Annotated in this window: 18 protein-coding genes; all 18 read left to right on the forward strand. The window is 60.4% G+C overall.

Annotated features, from left to right (window positions below):
* The first annotated feature begins 1,067 nt into the window (after positions 1-1,067).
* The 18 genes from AB8B20_RS01330 (at position 1,068) to AB8B20_RS01415 (ending at position 15,031) form a co-directional block, all read left to right on the forward strand.
* The gene (locus AB8B20_RS01330; RefSeq protein ID WP_231080156.1) at positions 1,068-1,637 is read left to right on the forward strand and encodes a hypothetical protein; all 570 of its coding nucleotides are present in this window, start codon (positions 1,068-1,070) and stop codon (positions 1,635-1,637) included.
* On the forward strand, positions 1,637-3,331 hold the full coding sequence (locus tag AB8B20_RS01335; protein WP_439071431.1) for a terminase large subunit: 1,695 nt from the start codon (positions 1,637-1,639) through the stop codon (positions 3,329-3,331). The genes AB8B20_RS01330 and AB8B20_RS01335 overlap by 1 nt, the downstream gene beginning before the upstream one ends.
* A gap of 12 nt (positions 3,332-3,343) precedes the next feature.
* Positions 3,344-3,967, forward strand: a complete 624-nt coding sequence (locus AB8B20_RS01340) for an HK97 family phage prohead protease (protein WP_439071432.1) — start codon at positions 3,344-3,346, stop codon at positions 3,965-3,967.
* Between the two features lie 6 nt (positions 3,968-3,973).
* The gene (locus AB8B20_RS01345) at positions 3,974-5,353 is read left to right on the forward strand and encodes a phage major capsid protein (protein ID WP_439071433.1); all 1,380 of its coding nucleotides are present in this window, start codon (positions 3,974-3,976) and stop codon (positions 5,351-5,353) included.
* Positions 5,354-5,407: 54 nt separating this feature from the next.
* On the forward strand, positions 5,408-5,683 hold the full coding sequence (locus AB8B20_RS01350; protein WP_439071434.1) for a hypothetical protein: 276 nt from the start codon (positions 5,408-5,410) through the stop codon (positions 5,681-5,683).
* A gap of 4 nt (positions 5,684-5,687) precedes the next feature.
* A complete protein-coding gene (locus AB8B20_RS01355) occupies positions 5,688-7,079 on the forward strand; it encodes a phage portal protein (protein WP_439071435.1) in 1,392 nt (463 codons plus the stop codon).
* Positions 7,076-8,107 carry a hypothetical protein gene (locus AB8B20_RS01360; RefSeq protein ID WP_439071436.1) on the forward strand — a complete coding sequence of 344 codons (1,032 nt, stop codon included), beginning with the start codon at positions 7,076-7,078 and terminating at the stop codon, positions 8,105-8,107. The genes AB8B20_RS01355 and AB8B20_RS01360 overlap by 4 nt, the downstream gene beginning before the upstream one ends.
* Positions 8,107-8,451, forward strand: coding sequence for a head-tail connector protein (locus tag AB8B20_RS01365; protein WP_439071437.1), 345 nt, complete (start codon positions 8,107-8,109; stop codon positions 8,449-8,451). Before AB8B20_RS01360 ends, AB8B20_RS01365 begins: the two co-directional genes overlap by 1 nt.
* Positions 8,452-8,503: 52 nt before the next feature.
* Complete coding sequence (locus AB8B20_RS01370) at positions 8,504-9,028, forward strand: hypothetical protein (RefSeq protein ID WP_439071438.1); 525 nt, start codon at positions 8,504-8,506, stop codon at positions 9,026-9,028.
* Positions 9,013-9,969, forward strand: coding sequence for a hypothetical protein (locus AB8B20_RS01375; RefSeq protein WP_439071439.1), 957 nt, complete (start codon positions 9,013-9,015; stop codon positions 9,967-9,969). Before AB8B20_RS01370 ends, AB8B20_RS01375 begins: the two co-directional genes overlap by 16 nt.
* On the forward strand, positions 9,896-10,489 hold the full coding sequence (locus AB8B20_RS01380; protein WP_439071440.1) for a class I SAM-dependent methyltransferase: 594 nt from the start codon (positions 9,896-9,898) through the stop codon (positions 10,487-10,489). Before AB8B20_RS01375 ends, AB8B20_RS01380 begins: the two co-directional genes overlap by 74 nt.
* Entirely contained in the window at positions 10,489-10,830 is a 342-nt protein-coding gene (locus AB8B20_RS01385) for a phage head closure protein (RefSeq protein ID WP_439071441.1), read from the forward strand. Before AB8B20_RS01380 ends, AB8B20_RS01385 begins: the two co-directional genes overlap by 1 nt.
* Positions 10,827-11,216 (forward strand): hypothetical protein, encoded by a 390-nt coding sequence (locus AB8B20_RS01390; protein WP_439071442.1) that lies wholly within the window; start codon positions 10,827-10,829, stop codon positions 11,214-11,216. Before AB8B20_RS01385 ends, AB8B20_RS01390 begins: the two co-directional genes overlap by 4 nt.
* Positions 11,217-11,218: 2 nt before the next feature.
* A complete protein-coding gene (locus AB8B20_RS01395; RefSeq protein WP_439071443.1) occupies positions 11,219-11,641 on the forward strand; it encodes a DUF3168 domain-containing protein in 423 nt (140 codons plus the stop codon).
* 10 nt (positions 11,642-11,651) lie between these two features.
* Complete coding sequence (locus tag AB8B20_RS01400; protein ID WP_231080170.1) at positions 11,652-12,077, forward strand: phage tail tube protein; 426 nt, start codon at positions 11,652-11,654, stop codon at positions 12,075-12,077.
* Complete coding sequence (locus AB8B20_RS01405) at positions 12,074-12,526, forward strand: gene transfer agent family protein (RefSeq protein ID WP_439071444.1); 453 nt, start codon at positions 12,074-12,076, stop codon at positions 12,524-12,526. The genes AB8B20_RS01400 and AB8B20_RS01405 overlap by 4 nt, the downstream gene beginning before the upstream one ends.
* 309 nt (positions 12,527-12,835) lie before the next feature.
* A complete protein-coding gene (locus AB8B20_RS01410) occupies positions 12,836-14,668 on the forward strand; it encodes a hypothetical protein (protein WP_439090626.1) in 1,833 nt (610 codons plus the stop codon).
* A 3-nt stretch (positions 14,669-14,671) separates the two neighbouring features.
* Entirely contained in the window at positions 14,672-15,031 is a 360-nt protein-coding gene (locus AB8B20_RS01415) for a hypothetical protein (RefSeq protein ID WP_439071446.1), read from the forward strand.
* The last annotated feature ends 16 nt before the right edge of the window (positions 15,032-15,047 follow it).

The raw sequence follows: 15,047 nt of genomic DNA on the forward strand, positions 1-15,047 counted from the left end.
TCACAGCTCGGCGCCGCTCCATCTTCCCGCAGGAAGGCGCCTGTGACCTGTCCATGCGTGAGGCAGACCCTGAGACTGTGGATTGCGGTAAGCAATGGTTTTGCTAAGCTCGCGGAATGGGGTTTTTCTCTCGATTATTTGGCACGCCTGATGCGAAGGAGCTCGCTCCTGGACGCGGGTGGACGGTGGCTGTTGTGGGGGAGTCCCAATACCAGGCCGCCTTAGCTAAGCAGTACCGTAAGCATGGCGGAAGCGGCCATGACGTGAAGGTCAAGGCTGTGCTTATTACAGAGGCCGATAATAACTTCGATGCGAGCGCAGTCCGCGTTGAAGTATCTGGGATGATTGTAGGATATCTTCCGCGAGAAGCTGCCAAAGAGTATCGATCAACTATCGGCCATGACAGCGCATCTTGCGCGGCGAAGATTGTCGGTGGCCATGCTCTTGGAGACGGCACGACAGCATCTTTCGGAATTAAGTTGAACGCCGCATGGCCGCCTCGAACGAGGTAGCCCCTTGATGGGGTGATGCTCTGCCTAAGGCTAAGCCCCTTGATCGGGCGCGCTCGCAAGCGACAGGTGAGGCATAGACATGGGCTTGAAGATGCTGAAGCCCAGCTTGAGCACGAAGCCTCCGAGGCTGGGTTATCTTCCAAACGACGTTGTCGCGGCCGACCTGTCACGCAACAGGATGTCTCCCTGGAGGCAATGGTACAAGACGAAGAGATGGCAACAGCTGCGCCACGAGGTATTCCTTCGGGATGCTTACCGGTGCCAGCGCTCGGGTGACCTAGCCATAGGCCGGTACCCAGCGCCCCATAGCCCAGTGGCCAATCACAAGATCCCACATCGAGGTGACCCGGTTCTGTTCTGGGACATCAACAACATCGAGACTGTGACCAAGGCTGTCCACGACAGCTTGATCCAATCGGAGGAGCGGAAGCAGTATCCATAGGGGGGGAGGTCTGACTTATTCAGACGTTCGCCTTCTGGACCGGCGCCCATCTCATTCAGAGATTTTTTCCTGGGTGGAGAAATCAGGGTGCGTACTGCTCTGCGTACTGGTCAATGACCGACAAGAAGCCAAGCGTCGACTGGGATGAGATCAAGCGAGATTATCTTTCTGGATCAATGTCTAACCGCGAACTCGCGGCGTGGTACTCGATCTCGGAAGGCGCGATCCGCAAGCGAGCGAAGAAAGAGGGCTGGGTCAAATCCGGTACGCAGCCGGAAGTGCGTACCGAGCCCCAGACGATAACCATAGTTCAGACCCCGGTCACACCAGAGACGACCAGCCCTGAGGCGATAGTCGGACGCGGCCGGAATCTCACCCTTCGATTGCTGGATGAACTCGACGCCACAACGTCAAAGCTCGGCGAGCTTGAGATGATGATCGATACGTCGATCGATGGTGAGGACGCCGACCAGCAGCGCCAAGCGCTGAAGCAGGCGGTGTCCCTCAAACAGCGGGCCGAGGTGCTTAAGTCTCTCGCACTCGCGGCCAAGACGCTCAACGAGTCAGGCGCCGGCGCCGACAACGGAAAGAAGGCTCAGCGCCAACGTTCCGCCGAACAGGTCGCTCAACCGGGCAGCAAGTATGCTCCACCATCCGCGCCTAAAACAGTTTCGACGCACTGATGCTCAATCCCGAATGGACGACGTCTTGCCCTGACTGGCGAGATCGCATTGTCCAGCGTAGGTCGCTTATTCCAAGCCCGCTGTTCGCCGATGAGGCAGCCGCGGCGCTGGACGTCTTCAAGTCCTTGCGGATTGTCGACGCGCCGGGAAAGCCGACCTTCGGCGAGGCATGCGAGCCGTGGGTATTTGATTTTGTCGCTGCGATCTTCGGTGCCTACAACCCGGATACGGCGCGCCGACTGATCCGCGAATTCTTCCTGCTCATCAGCAAGAAGAACAGCAAATCGACAATCGCGGCCGGCATCATGGTGACGGCGCTCATCCGCAACTGGCGCCACTCCGCCGAGCTGCTGATCTTGGCCCCCACAATTGAGGTCGCCAACAACGCGTTCCAACCGGCGCGCGATATGATCCGTGAGGATCCGGAGCTTGATTGGGCGCAGGGCGGCCTGTTGCACGTCCAGGATCATATCCGATCGATCACCCACAGGACCACAAATGCGGTCTTGAAGGTGGTCGCCGCCGACAATGAGACGGTGTCCGGAAAGAAGGCCGCCTTCGTTCTGGTCGATGAGCTCTGGCTGTTCGGTAAGAAGCCCCACGCTGACGCAATGCTTCGCGAGGCGACCGGCGGGCAGGTTTCGCGACCAGAGGGTTTCGTCATCTACCTGTCGACGCAGGCCGACGCCGAGCCGGCCGGCGTGTTCAAGGCAAAGCTGGAGTACTTCCGCGCGGTACGCGATGGCACGATTGAAGATCGCAAAAGCTTACCGGTTCTCTACGAGTTCCCGGAGAAGATGATCGAGAGTGAGACCTATCTCGACCCAGCATTCTTCTATGTGACCAATCCCAACATTGGCCGATCGGTGGATGCCGAATGGTTGGTTGACGAGCTCAAGAAGGTCAAGGATGCGACCGGCGGTGAGTATCAGGTCTACCTCGCCAAGCATCTGAACGTAGAGATCGGTCTGCGCCTTGCGAACAATCGTTGGGCGGGTGCCAATCACTGGGAGCGTTGCGCAAACAAGGATCTGCGCGACCTCGACACGCTACTAACGCGAAGCGATGTGGTGGTGGTCGGCGGCGACGGCGGCGGTCTGGACGACTTGCTCGGCCTTGTTCTGTTGGGCCGAGATCGCGACACGCGGAAATGGCTGTTGTGGGCTCATGCCTGGGTCCAGCCGGATGTGCTGAAGCTCCGGCAGGAGATCGCGCCGCGGCTTCGGGACTTCGAGAAGGAGAAGTCGCTCACCATCTGCGAGCACCCGACGCAGGACGTCGAGGAACTGGCTGACATCATCGAGCGAGTTCAGAAAGCCGGGCTGCTTCCGGAAGAGGCCGCGATCGGGCTCGATCCCTTCGGCGTCACGGCGATGATCGAAGAGATGGTGTCCCGTGGCATCGAAGAGAAGCAGCTGCAGGGCATCGCCCAGGGATACAAACTGAACGGCGCCGTCCTCGGCCTCGAGCGGAAGCTCGCCGATGGCACCATCGAGCATGATGGCTCAGCTCTGATGAACTGGGTCGTCGGTAACGCCAAAGTGGAGAAGCGCGGCAACGCCGTACTGGTCACCAAGCAGATTGCTGGCAAGGCAAAGATCGACCCTCTGATCGCCGCGTTCAACGCCGTGATGCTGATGTCTCGGAACCCAGAGGCTAAGCGCAACCCCGAATTCCAGATGCTGTTCGTCTAAGGAACAATGCCCATGACCGCGCTCACCCGCGCCTATTCTGTCATCGAGGTGAAAGCACTCGATGGGAAGCGCCGCACGTTCTCCGGCTGGGCTACGACGCCAGCGATGGACCGCGTGCAGGACATCATCAACCCGATGGGCGCCAAGTTCGCAAATCCGCTCGTGTTGCTGCATCAGCACAATCACGATGCGCCGATCGGCAACGTTACCTTTGAGAAGCCGACGCCGAAGGGCATCAAGTTTCAGGCCGAAATGCCGGTCATTAGCGATGCAGGACCGCTTAAGGATCGCGTTGACACAGCGTGGGGCGAGATCGAGCACGGTCTCGTGCGTGCTGTCTCAATCGGCTTCCGTCCGCTGAAATACGCCTTCAAGGATGATGGCGGCATCGAGTTTCAGGAGATCGAGATTTTCGAGCTCTCGACCGTGTCGATCCCGGCAAACGCTGAGGCCATCATCTCCGCCGTCAAATCGATAGACCGCAGGCTGCGTGACGCTGCCGGTGTGGTCGATTCCGATATTCCAATCGACCCCAAGAGCGTAGCCGCGACAGGCAACGACGCTCGCGTGGTTCGGTTGGCTGACCCCGCCCGCGATCGGGCTTCTCCCTTCATCATCCGCTCGATCAAAAGGTAAATCACCATGAGCAAGTACGCAGAACAGATTTCGGCCTATGAGGCCAAGCGCGCGTCCCTCGTCGCCCTGATGGAAGGCGTCATCGACAAGTCGGCCAAGGATGGCACGACCCTCGATGCTTCCCAGCAGGAAGAATATGATGGCTTCGCCAAGGACGTGGAAGCCGTCGATCAGCATCTCGGCCGCCTTCGCACGCTCGACGGCCTGAGCAAGGCAGCTGAAACCGCCCGGCCGATCGCCGGCGGCACTGGCGAGCAGGGCACGCAGGCCCGGGCCCTGGCCGCTCCGGCGGTCATCAAGCGCGGCGACAAGGACGAAGCATTCCCCGGCCAGAACTACACCCGTATGGTGATCGCCAAGACGCTGGCGCGCATCGACGATGTCTCGGCTGTGGGTGTCGCTCACAAGCGCTGGGGCCAGGCTGCGCCTCAGCTCGTTGAGAGCATCAAGGCTGCGGTCGCCGGTGGCGGCACCGAGTCCGGTGAATGGGGCGCTGAGTTGGTCCATATCGACCGCTACACAGCCGACTTCATCGAATATCTGTACGCCCAGACGGTGTTCGACAAGCTGCCGCTCCGCGAGGTCCCGGCTAACGTCAACATCGCCGGCCAGGACGGCGCGGCGACGGGCTACTGGGTCGGCCAGTCCAAGTCTATCCCGGTCAGCAAGGCCGACTTCATGGACGTCAACCTGACGCCGCTCAAGGTCGCCGCGCTCGCCGTGGTGTCCAAGGAGCTGCTGCGGGACTCGTCTCCGTCGGCTGAAAAGCTGGTCCGCGACGCCCTGGTCGAAGCTTCGGCACAGCGTGTCGATCAGACCTTCCTCAGTCCGGCGGCTGCTGTGTCCGGCGTTTCGCCGGCCGGCATCCTCAACGGCGTTTCGGCGATCACCAGCGCCGGCAACGACATCGACGGTGTCATCGCGGACGTGAAGGCGCTCTATGCGACGTTCATCTCCGCGAAGAATGCCAAGGGCCTGCAGTTCGTCAGCACCGAGTCGCTCGCGAAGTCGCTCGGCCTGATGCAGAACGCGCTCGGCAACTGGGCATTCCCCGGCCTGACCGCGACCGGTGGCTCTCTGCTCGGCGACCCCATCGTCGCTGGCGGCAATGCAGGCGCGGGCGACCTCATCCTGCTGAAGCCGTCGGACATCTACAAGATCGGCGACCGCGGCGTGGAGGTCTCGCTCTCGACCGAGGCGGCGATCCAGATGGACAGCGCCCCGGACGGTGCCAGCGATACGCCGACGGCTAATGCCAGCGTCGTGTCGATGTTCCAGACGGACTCGGTGGCCATCAAGGTCGTCCGTCCGCTGAACTTCGCCAAGCGCCGCGCTTCGGCCGTCGCCTATATCGGCGATGCGGACTACGGCGCTATCTCCGGCTAATCGAAACTGGAGCGGGCGGTTCGCCGCCCGCTTCCTCTCGCGCGAGGATTGATGATGCGAAATCTTATTGCGACCAAGCCGTTCACATATGCCACCCGCCGTCTCAAGGCTGGTGATGGCTTCATCGTCCGGTCCGAAAAGGACAGCCGCGTTCTGGTCGCTCTCGGCAAGGCCAAGGCCGGTGTCGTAAAGCCGGAGGTGGACGGCGACGACGCTGATCTGCGCTCGATGCGCGCGGAATATGAGCGTGTCCTGGGCAAGAAACCGTACCATGGGTGGACGTCAGACCAGTTGCTCGAGAAGATCGTCGCCACGCAGGCTGGGGAATAGTCCATTGCGCCTGCTCGGGTTTGATATTTCACGCACTAAGGCGGCGCCGACCACTTTGTCGCCGGTCGCCGAGTCTCGTGGGTGGTATACGATCCTTGAGCCGTTCGTCGGCGCGTGGCAGCGGAACATCAAGGTCAACCGGGACAATGTTCTATCCAATCCGGCGAATTTCGCGTGCAAGACGCTTATCGCGTCGGACATTGCAAAGCTGCGGGTGAAGCTGGTCGCCAAGGACTCCCACGGTATTTGGAAAGAAGTCGACAACGCGGCCTATAGCCCTGTGCTGCGGAAGCCGAACCATTTCCAGACCCGCAACCAGTTCTGGGAGAGTTGGATCCTGTCCAAGCTCAGCAGCGGCAATACCTATGCACTGAAGGGCAGGGATAACCGCGGCGGCCAAGGCAGCGGCAACGTCAAGGCGCTCTACATTCTCGACCCTGGTCTTGTGACGCCACTGGTGTCCGATGAGGGGTCCGTATTCTACCAGTTGAACCAGGACAATCTCTCGGGTCTCACCGAGAGCGTTATCGTCCCGGCTACTGAGATCATCCACGATCGCTATAACTGCCTGTTCCATCCGCTGGTCGGCCTCTCGCCGATCTTTGCGAACGGGGTTGCAGCGACGAAAGCTCTCAACATCCAGAACAGTTCGGCCCGGTTCTTCGGCAACCGATCGATGCCAAGCGGCATTCTGACGGCGCCCGGGGTGATTTCCGAAGATACGGCGAAGCGGCTGAAGGATAACTGGGAGAAGAACTACACCGGCGACAATGTCGGCAAGGTCGCCGTGCTTGGCGATGACCTGAAGTTCTTGTCGATCGCCACCACGGCCGAGGACTCCCAGCTGATCGAACAGCTGAAATGGGCCGACACGGTCGTATGCTCCACCTATCATGTCCCGCCTTACAAGGTCGGTATCGGCCAGATGCCGACAGTATCGAACGTCCAAGCTCTGAACCTCGAATACTACTCGCAGGCGCTTCAGCGCTTGATCGAAGATGCAGAGGAATGCCTCGATCTCGGACTTGGTATTGGCTACGGCGAAAACCTTGGCGTTGAATTCGACACCGACAACCTGCTGCGCATGGATAGCGTCACGCAGATGGAAGTGATCGATAAGGGCAAGAACACTTTCACGCCCGATGAGGCCCGCGCGAGGATTAATCTTGGTCCCACGCCCGGCGGCAACGTCGTCTACAGGCAGCAACAGGATTTCAGCCTTGCGGCGCTCGCAAAGCGGGACGCCCAGGACGATCCATTCAAGACGGATTCTGGCGCTCTAGCTTTGCCGACGCCGGCGAAGCCTGAAGATGACGCCAGCGACGACGAAGCGCGCGGGCTGATTGCGGCAACTCTCCTGCGCAAAGAACTCGGTCTTTATCGGGATGCAGCATGAAGACTGAGCAGATCAAGGCCATGATCGTCGAGCTTGCTCCGGTCATCCGTGAATTCGTAGCCTCAGAGCAGGCGTCGCTTTTGAAGCGTATCGCTGAACTGGAGGCCCGTCAGCCAGAACGCGGCGAGAAGGGTGAACCTGGTGCGCGCGGCGCGGATGGGGTTGCTGGTCCGCAAGGCGAGCCCGGCGCCCACGGTAAGGAAGGTGCGCCTGGTCCCGTCGGTGAGCGTGGTGTTGCCGGCGAGAAAGGTGAGGCCGGCCCCCCAGGCGATCCCGGCCCGGCCGGCAAGGATGCGCCGCCCGTGTCAGATGAGCAAATCGCTGCTGCTGTTGCGCGCTATATCGAGACCCATCCACCGCAGGCCGGTAAGGACGGCCGTGACGGTGTTGATGGCGCTGCCGGAAAAGATGGCCGCGACGGCGTTGATGGGGCCGCAGGTCGTGATGGCGCTGACGGTAAGGACGGCCGTGACGGTGTTGATGGCGCTCCTGGGAATGATGGCCGCGATGGCGTTGATGGGGCCGCAGGTCGCGATGGCGCTGACGGCAAGGACGGACCGTCGGGTGCGAAGGGGGCCGACGGTCTCAATGGCATCGGACTTGCGGGCGCTGTGATCGATCGCGCTGGGGATCTCCTCGTGACACTGACAAATGGTGAGCACAAGAATCTCGGACCGGTGCTTGGTAAGAATGGCGCTGATGGGCGCGATGGCCTGCCGGGCGCGAACGGCGCCGACGGCCGCGATGGTGCTGACGGTCTCGGTTTCGATGATTTTGATCTCGTTGAAGATGAACGCGGCTTTACGCTCCGGTTCTCGCGCGGCGACGTTGTGAAGGATTTCCCGCTACCCGTCGTGACGGATCGCGGTGTCTGGCGTCCGCAGGACTATGCAAAAGGCTCTGGCGTGACTTGGTCCGGCTCCTTCTGGATCGCGCAGCGCGACACATCCGATAAGCCAGAGACGTCCGACGCGTGGCGGTTGGCGGTGAAGCGCGGTCAGAACGGCAAAGACGGTAAGGCTGCGTGATGGACTTGATCACGATCGAGGAAGCCAACGACCAGTTGCGGCTTGACCTGGAAAGCGATGATGGCAGCCCCCCGGACTTTTCGGGAGACATCCGCTTCGCTGAAGTGGAGCGCATGATCGCGGCGGCGACATCAACCGTCGAAGATTACATTGCCAGCTACGTGGTGCGGGAAGCGCCAACCTGGGACGAAGAGACAGCGCCGGCCCAGGTCAAGGCCGCCACGCTGATGATCCTTGCATGGCTCTGGGAGCATCGAGGCGACGAAGACACGCTCGCCGAGGGCTATCTTTCAATCGCAGTGAAGGCGCTGCTGCATCGGTACCATGACCCTGTGTGCGCCTGATTGGTCTGGCGAGACGGCCGTTGTCGTCGCGTCGGGACCGAGCGCAAAGAACGTGCCCCTTTGTCGAGCCTGGGGGAGAGCGAAGTTTCTTGCCGTCAACGAAAGCTGGCGGCTGTGTCCATGGGCCGATGCGCTCTATGCATGCGACGGCGCGTGGTGGCGCAAGAATATGGGCGTCCCAGCGTTCAAGGGGCTGCGGCTGACATACGAGATCGCAGCGGCACGGCAGTTCGATTTAATGAGGGTCAGGATCGCCCGCGGTGAGCATTCCATCCTGCTGGCGGACGACCAGGTTGGGGACGGCGGGAACAGTGGGTTTCAGGCGCTGAACCTTGCGATCAATTGGGGCGCCAAGCGAATACTCCTGGTCGGCTATGACATGACGCTTGCTGCTGGCGAGCATTGGCACGGTCGGCATCCCGCAGGACTCAACAATCCGCGCCAGCACAATGTGCGGCGCTGGCTATCCGCTCAGTGGTCGACGCCGCCAGGCATCGAGATCTTCAATTGCAATCCGGAATCGGCTCTCAACGCCTATCCGAAAATGAGTTTCGAGGAAGCATGGAGCCGCTTCTAGTCCGTGGGATGATGGGCCTTGGCGACAATCTGCGCCAACGAGCCGTAATTCGCCAGCTGATGGCATCGCATGATGTCTGGCTCGAGAGCTCATGGGTCTCTGTCTATCACGACCTGATAGGCGAGGGCCTAAAGGTAATCAACAAGCGGACTCGGCTGCGCACGCAGGCGAAGAATGCAATGCGGGAGTTCAGTCTTTTCTCGCGATCGCGCCCACCGGCAGGCGTCCGAGCACTCACCGTCACCTATCCGCCGGACTTAGTCCGCCGCCACGGCTCTGTCATGGCCGCAATGTGCGCCACAACCGGGACCGGCATCGAGACCGCGGACTTCCGGTTACCGATCCCGATGAGCTGGAAGGCAAAGGCAGCCGTCTGGCTCGAGCAATGGGGTACGGACCGGCCGATCATGCTGTATCGGCCGTTGGTCGACCGGCCCGCCGATTGGGGCGGCTGCGGCGCCCGCAATCCGGACCATGCCGCGTATGCAGAATTGTTTCGATCGATCCGTGAGCGGTTTTTCGTCGTATCCGTCGCCGATCTGGTCCCGGGCAAGGAGTGGATTGTTGGCGAGCGCATTGAAGCGGACGCAAAATGTCATGCCGGCGAGCTCGAATTCGAGACCTTGGCTGCGCTGACGTCCATGTCCGCGATGGTATTCTGCTCGCCGGGCTTCGCCGGTGTCCTCGCCCAGGCCGTCGGAACGCCGGTGGCTATGACATTCGGCGGATACGAGCGAAGCGATTTCTTCTTCGATGGCGCGAAGTCGGCACCGGTGCTGGGTATCGACCCCATCAACCCCTGTGAGTGCTTCAGCCATCATCACGCATGCAAAAAGAGCATTGACCTTGAGCAAGCCAAATCCCGCCTTGACCTATTCGCCAGCGAAGCGATCGACCGTCACCATCGATGCGCCGAAGGCCGATCTGAGCGGGCTGCCTAGCCGATACGTCCATCCGGGCGAGCTCGATATCCTGATCCATCTCATGCGCAGCGTTGAGGCCCGTACCGTTGTGGAATTTGGCTGCAACAATGGTCGCACTGCGGCGGCCATCCTGCGGAACGTCGCGACGGTCGACCGCTATGTCGGCGTCGATGTTCCTCCGGGCTACAACTTCACATGCAAGGTTCAGGCGAAGGAAATCCCAGCGGCACCGGGCGAGCTTGCCATCGCAGATGGGCGGTTCGAGTTGCTTCTACGCGACCGTGGCACTTTCGACCTTGTCCGTGATGATCTGCCCGGCTGCGACGTCGTCTTCGTCGATGCAGACCACAGCCGTGCGGCGGTGCTGAACGATCGGAATCTCGCAAAGGCGATCGTCCGACCCGGCGGTGTCATCGTATATCATGACGACAACGGACTCGAAGTCGTCGACGTCAGCAAGGTGTTGGATGATCTGGCCGCCGCCGGCGCTGACATCGTGCATGTCGCCGGTACATGGCTGGCGTTCGAGAGGGTGTGATGGCAACCAGCGGGTCGTTGCGCCATCGGATCGTCTTTGATTGCCGTGAAGAGGCTGAAGACGACTATGGCAATACGCAATCCGGATGGGTTGAAAAGTTTGCTGTCTGGGCAGAAGTGAAGCCGAAACTCGGCGGCGAGACGATCCTAGCAGCCCGGCTGCAGAGTCAGAACGCCGTTAACATCACGGTCCGCCAGAACTCCAAGACGATCCTTGTTCAACCCGACTGGCGCGTGCGCGACGTGCGCGAAGGCAAGGAATACGCCATCAAGTCGATCATTGACCCCGACGACGGCGGCGCCTGGCTCGAGATGTTGTGTCAGATCGGAGTCGCCGCATGAGCAAGGCCAGTGTCATAGCCCTTAAGGCCGAGCTGCAGCGTCGCGGCGAAAAGCTCAAGGCGAATGCAGGAAGCGCCACGGAGTTTGCTGCGCAGGATCTGGCGAGTGCTATCCGCGGACGCGCGAAGGTGAAGAGCGGCAACACGGCCAAATCAGTGGCCGCCGTTCACCTCGGTGGGAATAGGTGGCGCGTGCAGGCCGGCGGCGATCTGACGACCAAGGAAGTGCGGCAAGGCTCGGGAAAGTTTTACGATTACACCCGTGCCGAAGAATTCGGCACCGTCAACGCACCGGCCGTACCGTTCTTCTTCAACACCTACCGAGCTAAGAAAGCCGGCGTGAAGCGGCGGGCTGTCCAAAAAATCACCGACGGCGTGTTGAGCTGATCATGGCCGGTATCGATGATCCCTCACTTCCTCTTCAGAAGGCGATTGTAGCCGCATTGAAGGGATCCGGCTCGGTAGCGGGCCAACGTGTTTACGATGCCGTGCCGACAGAACAAAAGCGATTGACGGACACCGGCGCGGCATGGCCCTACATATCGCTCGGAAACGTTCAGGTCATCAACGAAAAGATTGAGTGCGTCCAAGGAGCCGAGGTGTATGTGACGGTCGATGCTTGGTCGCGCGCTGTCGGAAAAGTCGAGTTGAAGACCTTGGGCAGGCAAATCATCGCCGCCCTCGATGACGTCGACCTTTCGGAATCGGGGCTGTCGGTCAACAGCTGCCTGCTCGAAGACGTGAACTATATCCCCGACCCCGACGGCCTGACCAGCCATGGCATTTTCACCTTTCACATCCTGACAAACTAGGAGGCTCGCCATGGCGCGCGCAGATACGGTTCGGTTTTCTGAATTTCTCATCAAGCTCGGTGACGGTGCGTCGCCCGAAGTCTTCGCTCAGCCCTGCGGCGCGACGTCGCGCGGGTTCAAGCGAACCGCGGCACTGTCGGAAACGAATGTGCCCGATTGCGCGGACGAAGATGCGCCGTCGTGGCTCGAGCGCGACGTGACATCGAACTCCGCCAGCTGCGACTTCTCGGGTGTCGTCGACAAAGACGACTTCACTGACTGGGACGACTATTTCGAGTCCGGTGAGACCAAGAATGTCCAGATTACCTTGGGCACGCTGGTCTGGCTCGGCCCATTCAAGATTTCCGATCTTGAGATCACTGGCCAGCGCGGCCAGCGCGTCACCTTCACGGCCACTCTGCAGTCTGACGGTCAGGTCTCGCGGACCACGCCGTGAGCGGTCACGGCACGATCCGGCTTCCGTTCGGGAATGCCGAGTACGACTTCAACGTCGCCAAGCACAAGCAGCTTTTCGAGCTGCAGGACAAGTGCGGCGTTTCCGCCACGGGAATGGATGGCGAGATCATCCATATTCCGAGCGGGCCGCTGGAGATTTTCACTCGTCTCCGCGGCGGATCGTGGCGCGAGGCTGATGTTGTCAATGCGATCAGGCTCGGCTTGATCGGCGGCGGAACGTCGGTGCCGGAAACCTTGAAGCTCATGAAAGAGTTCGTCGAGGATCAGCCGCTCGGCCCCCTGGCCCCATTGGCGGCGCGCGTCTTGTACGCCGGCGTCTACGGCGTGCAGGGTGACGAACTGGGTAAAAAAAAACGAAAGACGCGGGCAGCGAAGCCGGCCGCTTCTACTTCGTCCGCTCCGCTCAATACGGAACCGGAGCCGCAATAGGCTTTTCGCCGCGCGAGATCGACGAACTGACGCCGTGGGAGCTGGCCGCCTGCGTTCAGGGCTGGAATGCCGTCCACGGCGCCGAACAGAAGCCAGAAGCGCCCAGTGATGCTGCCTTCAATAGGATGCTAGAACGCGATGGCCAATCCAGCGCTAACAATTGACGTCGATGCCAAGACGACGAAGTACGACAAGGCGATGCAGGCTATCGGCGACACCGCCGACAAGAAGGTCGCCGAAATCGAGGCCAAGTTTGAATCCTTTGACCCACAGCTGAACACCGAGAGCTACACGAAATCCCTGACTTCCATGGTCGCCGGCTTCGGTATCGCCGGCGTAGCCGTTGGCGCGGTCATTACTCTCGTTGCCGGCCTGAATAAATCGCTCGCCGATACTGCCTCGATTGCCGATCGCGTCGGGCTCAGCACCGAGCGCTTTCAACAGCTCAAGTTTGGCGCGAATTCGCTCGGCCTTGGTGATGACGAATTTAGCCGCTCGGTGGATTCCTTCGCGACCCGCCTTCAGGACGCCAAGTTCCAGGCCAACGATCTGACCCGGGTCTTCCAGGCGAATGGCGTCGCGATCAAGGACAGCAACGGGCAGCTCAAAGACACCAACTCGCTCATCGTCAGTGCCGTCGACATCATCAAGCGCGCGCCGACTATCCAGGACGCCTTGCAGATAGGCAGCTTCCTCGGCTTCTCGCGGGAGTTCTCTCAGAGCTTGCATGAGGCCGGCGACAATTATCTGAAGCTGGCAGCCCAGGCCAACGCCGCAGGCGCCGTGATCGACGACGCAACCATTCAGAAGGCCAAGGTCTTCACCGAGGAATGGCAGAAGGCCGCCACGATCTGGGGTTCCAGCTTGAAGGCGGCCGTCGGTGATGTGCTGCCGCTGCTCAACGACGCAGTAAATGGCGCCGTCGCCGTGATCAATGCTGTGAAGTCCGTTTACAGCTTCATCTCTGCGATCAAAGACTTCGCGATCACGCCAAACATCGACACGGCAAGCCTCAATCAGCTCAACGGGTTGCTGAAGCAGTATGAAGACATCAAGAAGACCCTAGACGCCGGCCAGCCGCTGAACCCGATCCAACTGTTCCAGGGATCGAACATCCAGAATGCCGATCATCAGATTACCAAGGACGCCGTCGACGACGCCATCCAGGACCTGAATGATGAGATCGCCAAGCGTCAGAAGGACGTCGACCCGATCCGTGTACCTATAAACCGAAATGTTAGCGTCAATCCTGGTCCGAAGATTGCAGCCGACAATGGGCGTGATCAGTTCGAGACCACCATCGACCAGCTCACCAAGCGAACGGCAACGATAAATGCCGATACCGCAGCGACATTTCAGAACAACGCAGTGCAGCAACAACTGCGTGCAGAATTCCAGCTTTTGAACGCGATCATGCGGGATGGCGGCGAAGTCACCCAGGCGCAGATCAATGCATATGAGAAGCTTCGCACCACGATGAGTGCCCAACAAGCATTGACCGCGTCAGGCATTCAGTTGACCGCAGAGCATAACAAGAAGTTCCTTGAGACGCCTGTGGCGGTGGGAGCGGCGACGGCCGCCTACGATATGGCGCGGGAATCCTTGGCGAGGATCAACAGCGCCAGCCAGCAGTTTGGGTCTGCGTTGTCAACGGCGTTCAGTGATGCAATCGTGCAGGGTAGGAGCCTGAACGATGTTCTGGCCAATCTTGCCCGCACGTTGGCCAGCAGCGCGATCAACTCCAGTTTCGCGTCGATCTTTAACGCTCCATCATCCGGCGGCTTGTCGCCTGCAGCATCGTTCTTTTCATCGATTTTCGGAACGGGTCGTAACGCCAGTGGAACTGATAACTGGCGGGGCGGTCCAAGCTGGGTCGGCGAAAACGGACCGGAGATCGTCAATCTGCCCAGAGGGTCTCAGGTGATCCCGAACTCCGCGGCTTCCCGTGGTGGTGGCGGAGACGTTACCGTCAATTTGGTCGAAGATTCCAGCCGCGCCGGCCAAACGCAAAAGTCAGACGACGGCGCCGGCGGTTTCGACCTGACCGTGTTCGTCGATTCAATCACAGCAAAGAACGCCGCAAACCCGGGCAGCGCGACCAGCCAGGTGCTGGCCCAGCGCGGCCGGCTGGCGTCGAGGTGACCCGTGGTTGATGCTTGGCCCGCCGAACTGCCTCAGTGCCTCAACATCGGTTATTCCGAAGGTGAGGGCGATGGGATCCTCGAATATAAGCCGGATGCCGGTGTTTCGATCACTAGGCTCCGCACTTCGGCCGTGGTGCGTCCGCTGTCAGGACAGATCAAAGTGGAGCGGTCGCAACTCGCAATTTTACGTCAGTTTTTCAACGTGACGCTCATCAAGGGCGCGCTGCCGTTCAATTTCCCTGACCCGACGGTGCTTGGTGAGACGTTGCTAGTCCGGTTCCCGAAAGGAAGTCAGATCAGCTGGCAACAGATCGGCGGCGGGACGTACCGCGTCCCTATTTCGCTTGAGGTGCTGCCGTGAGGGTCCTTTCGCTCAA

It is taken from the genome of Tardiphaga sp. 866_E4_N1_4, from assembly GCF_052076075.1.
Classification (GTDB): domain Bacteria; phylum Pseudomonadota; class Alphaproteobacteria; order Rhizobiales; family Xanthobacteraceae; genus Tardiphaga; species Tardiphaga robiniae.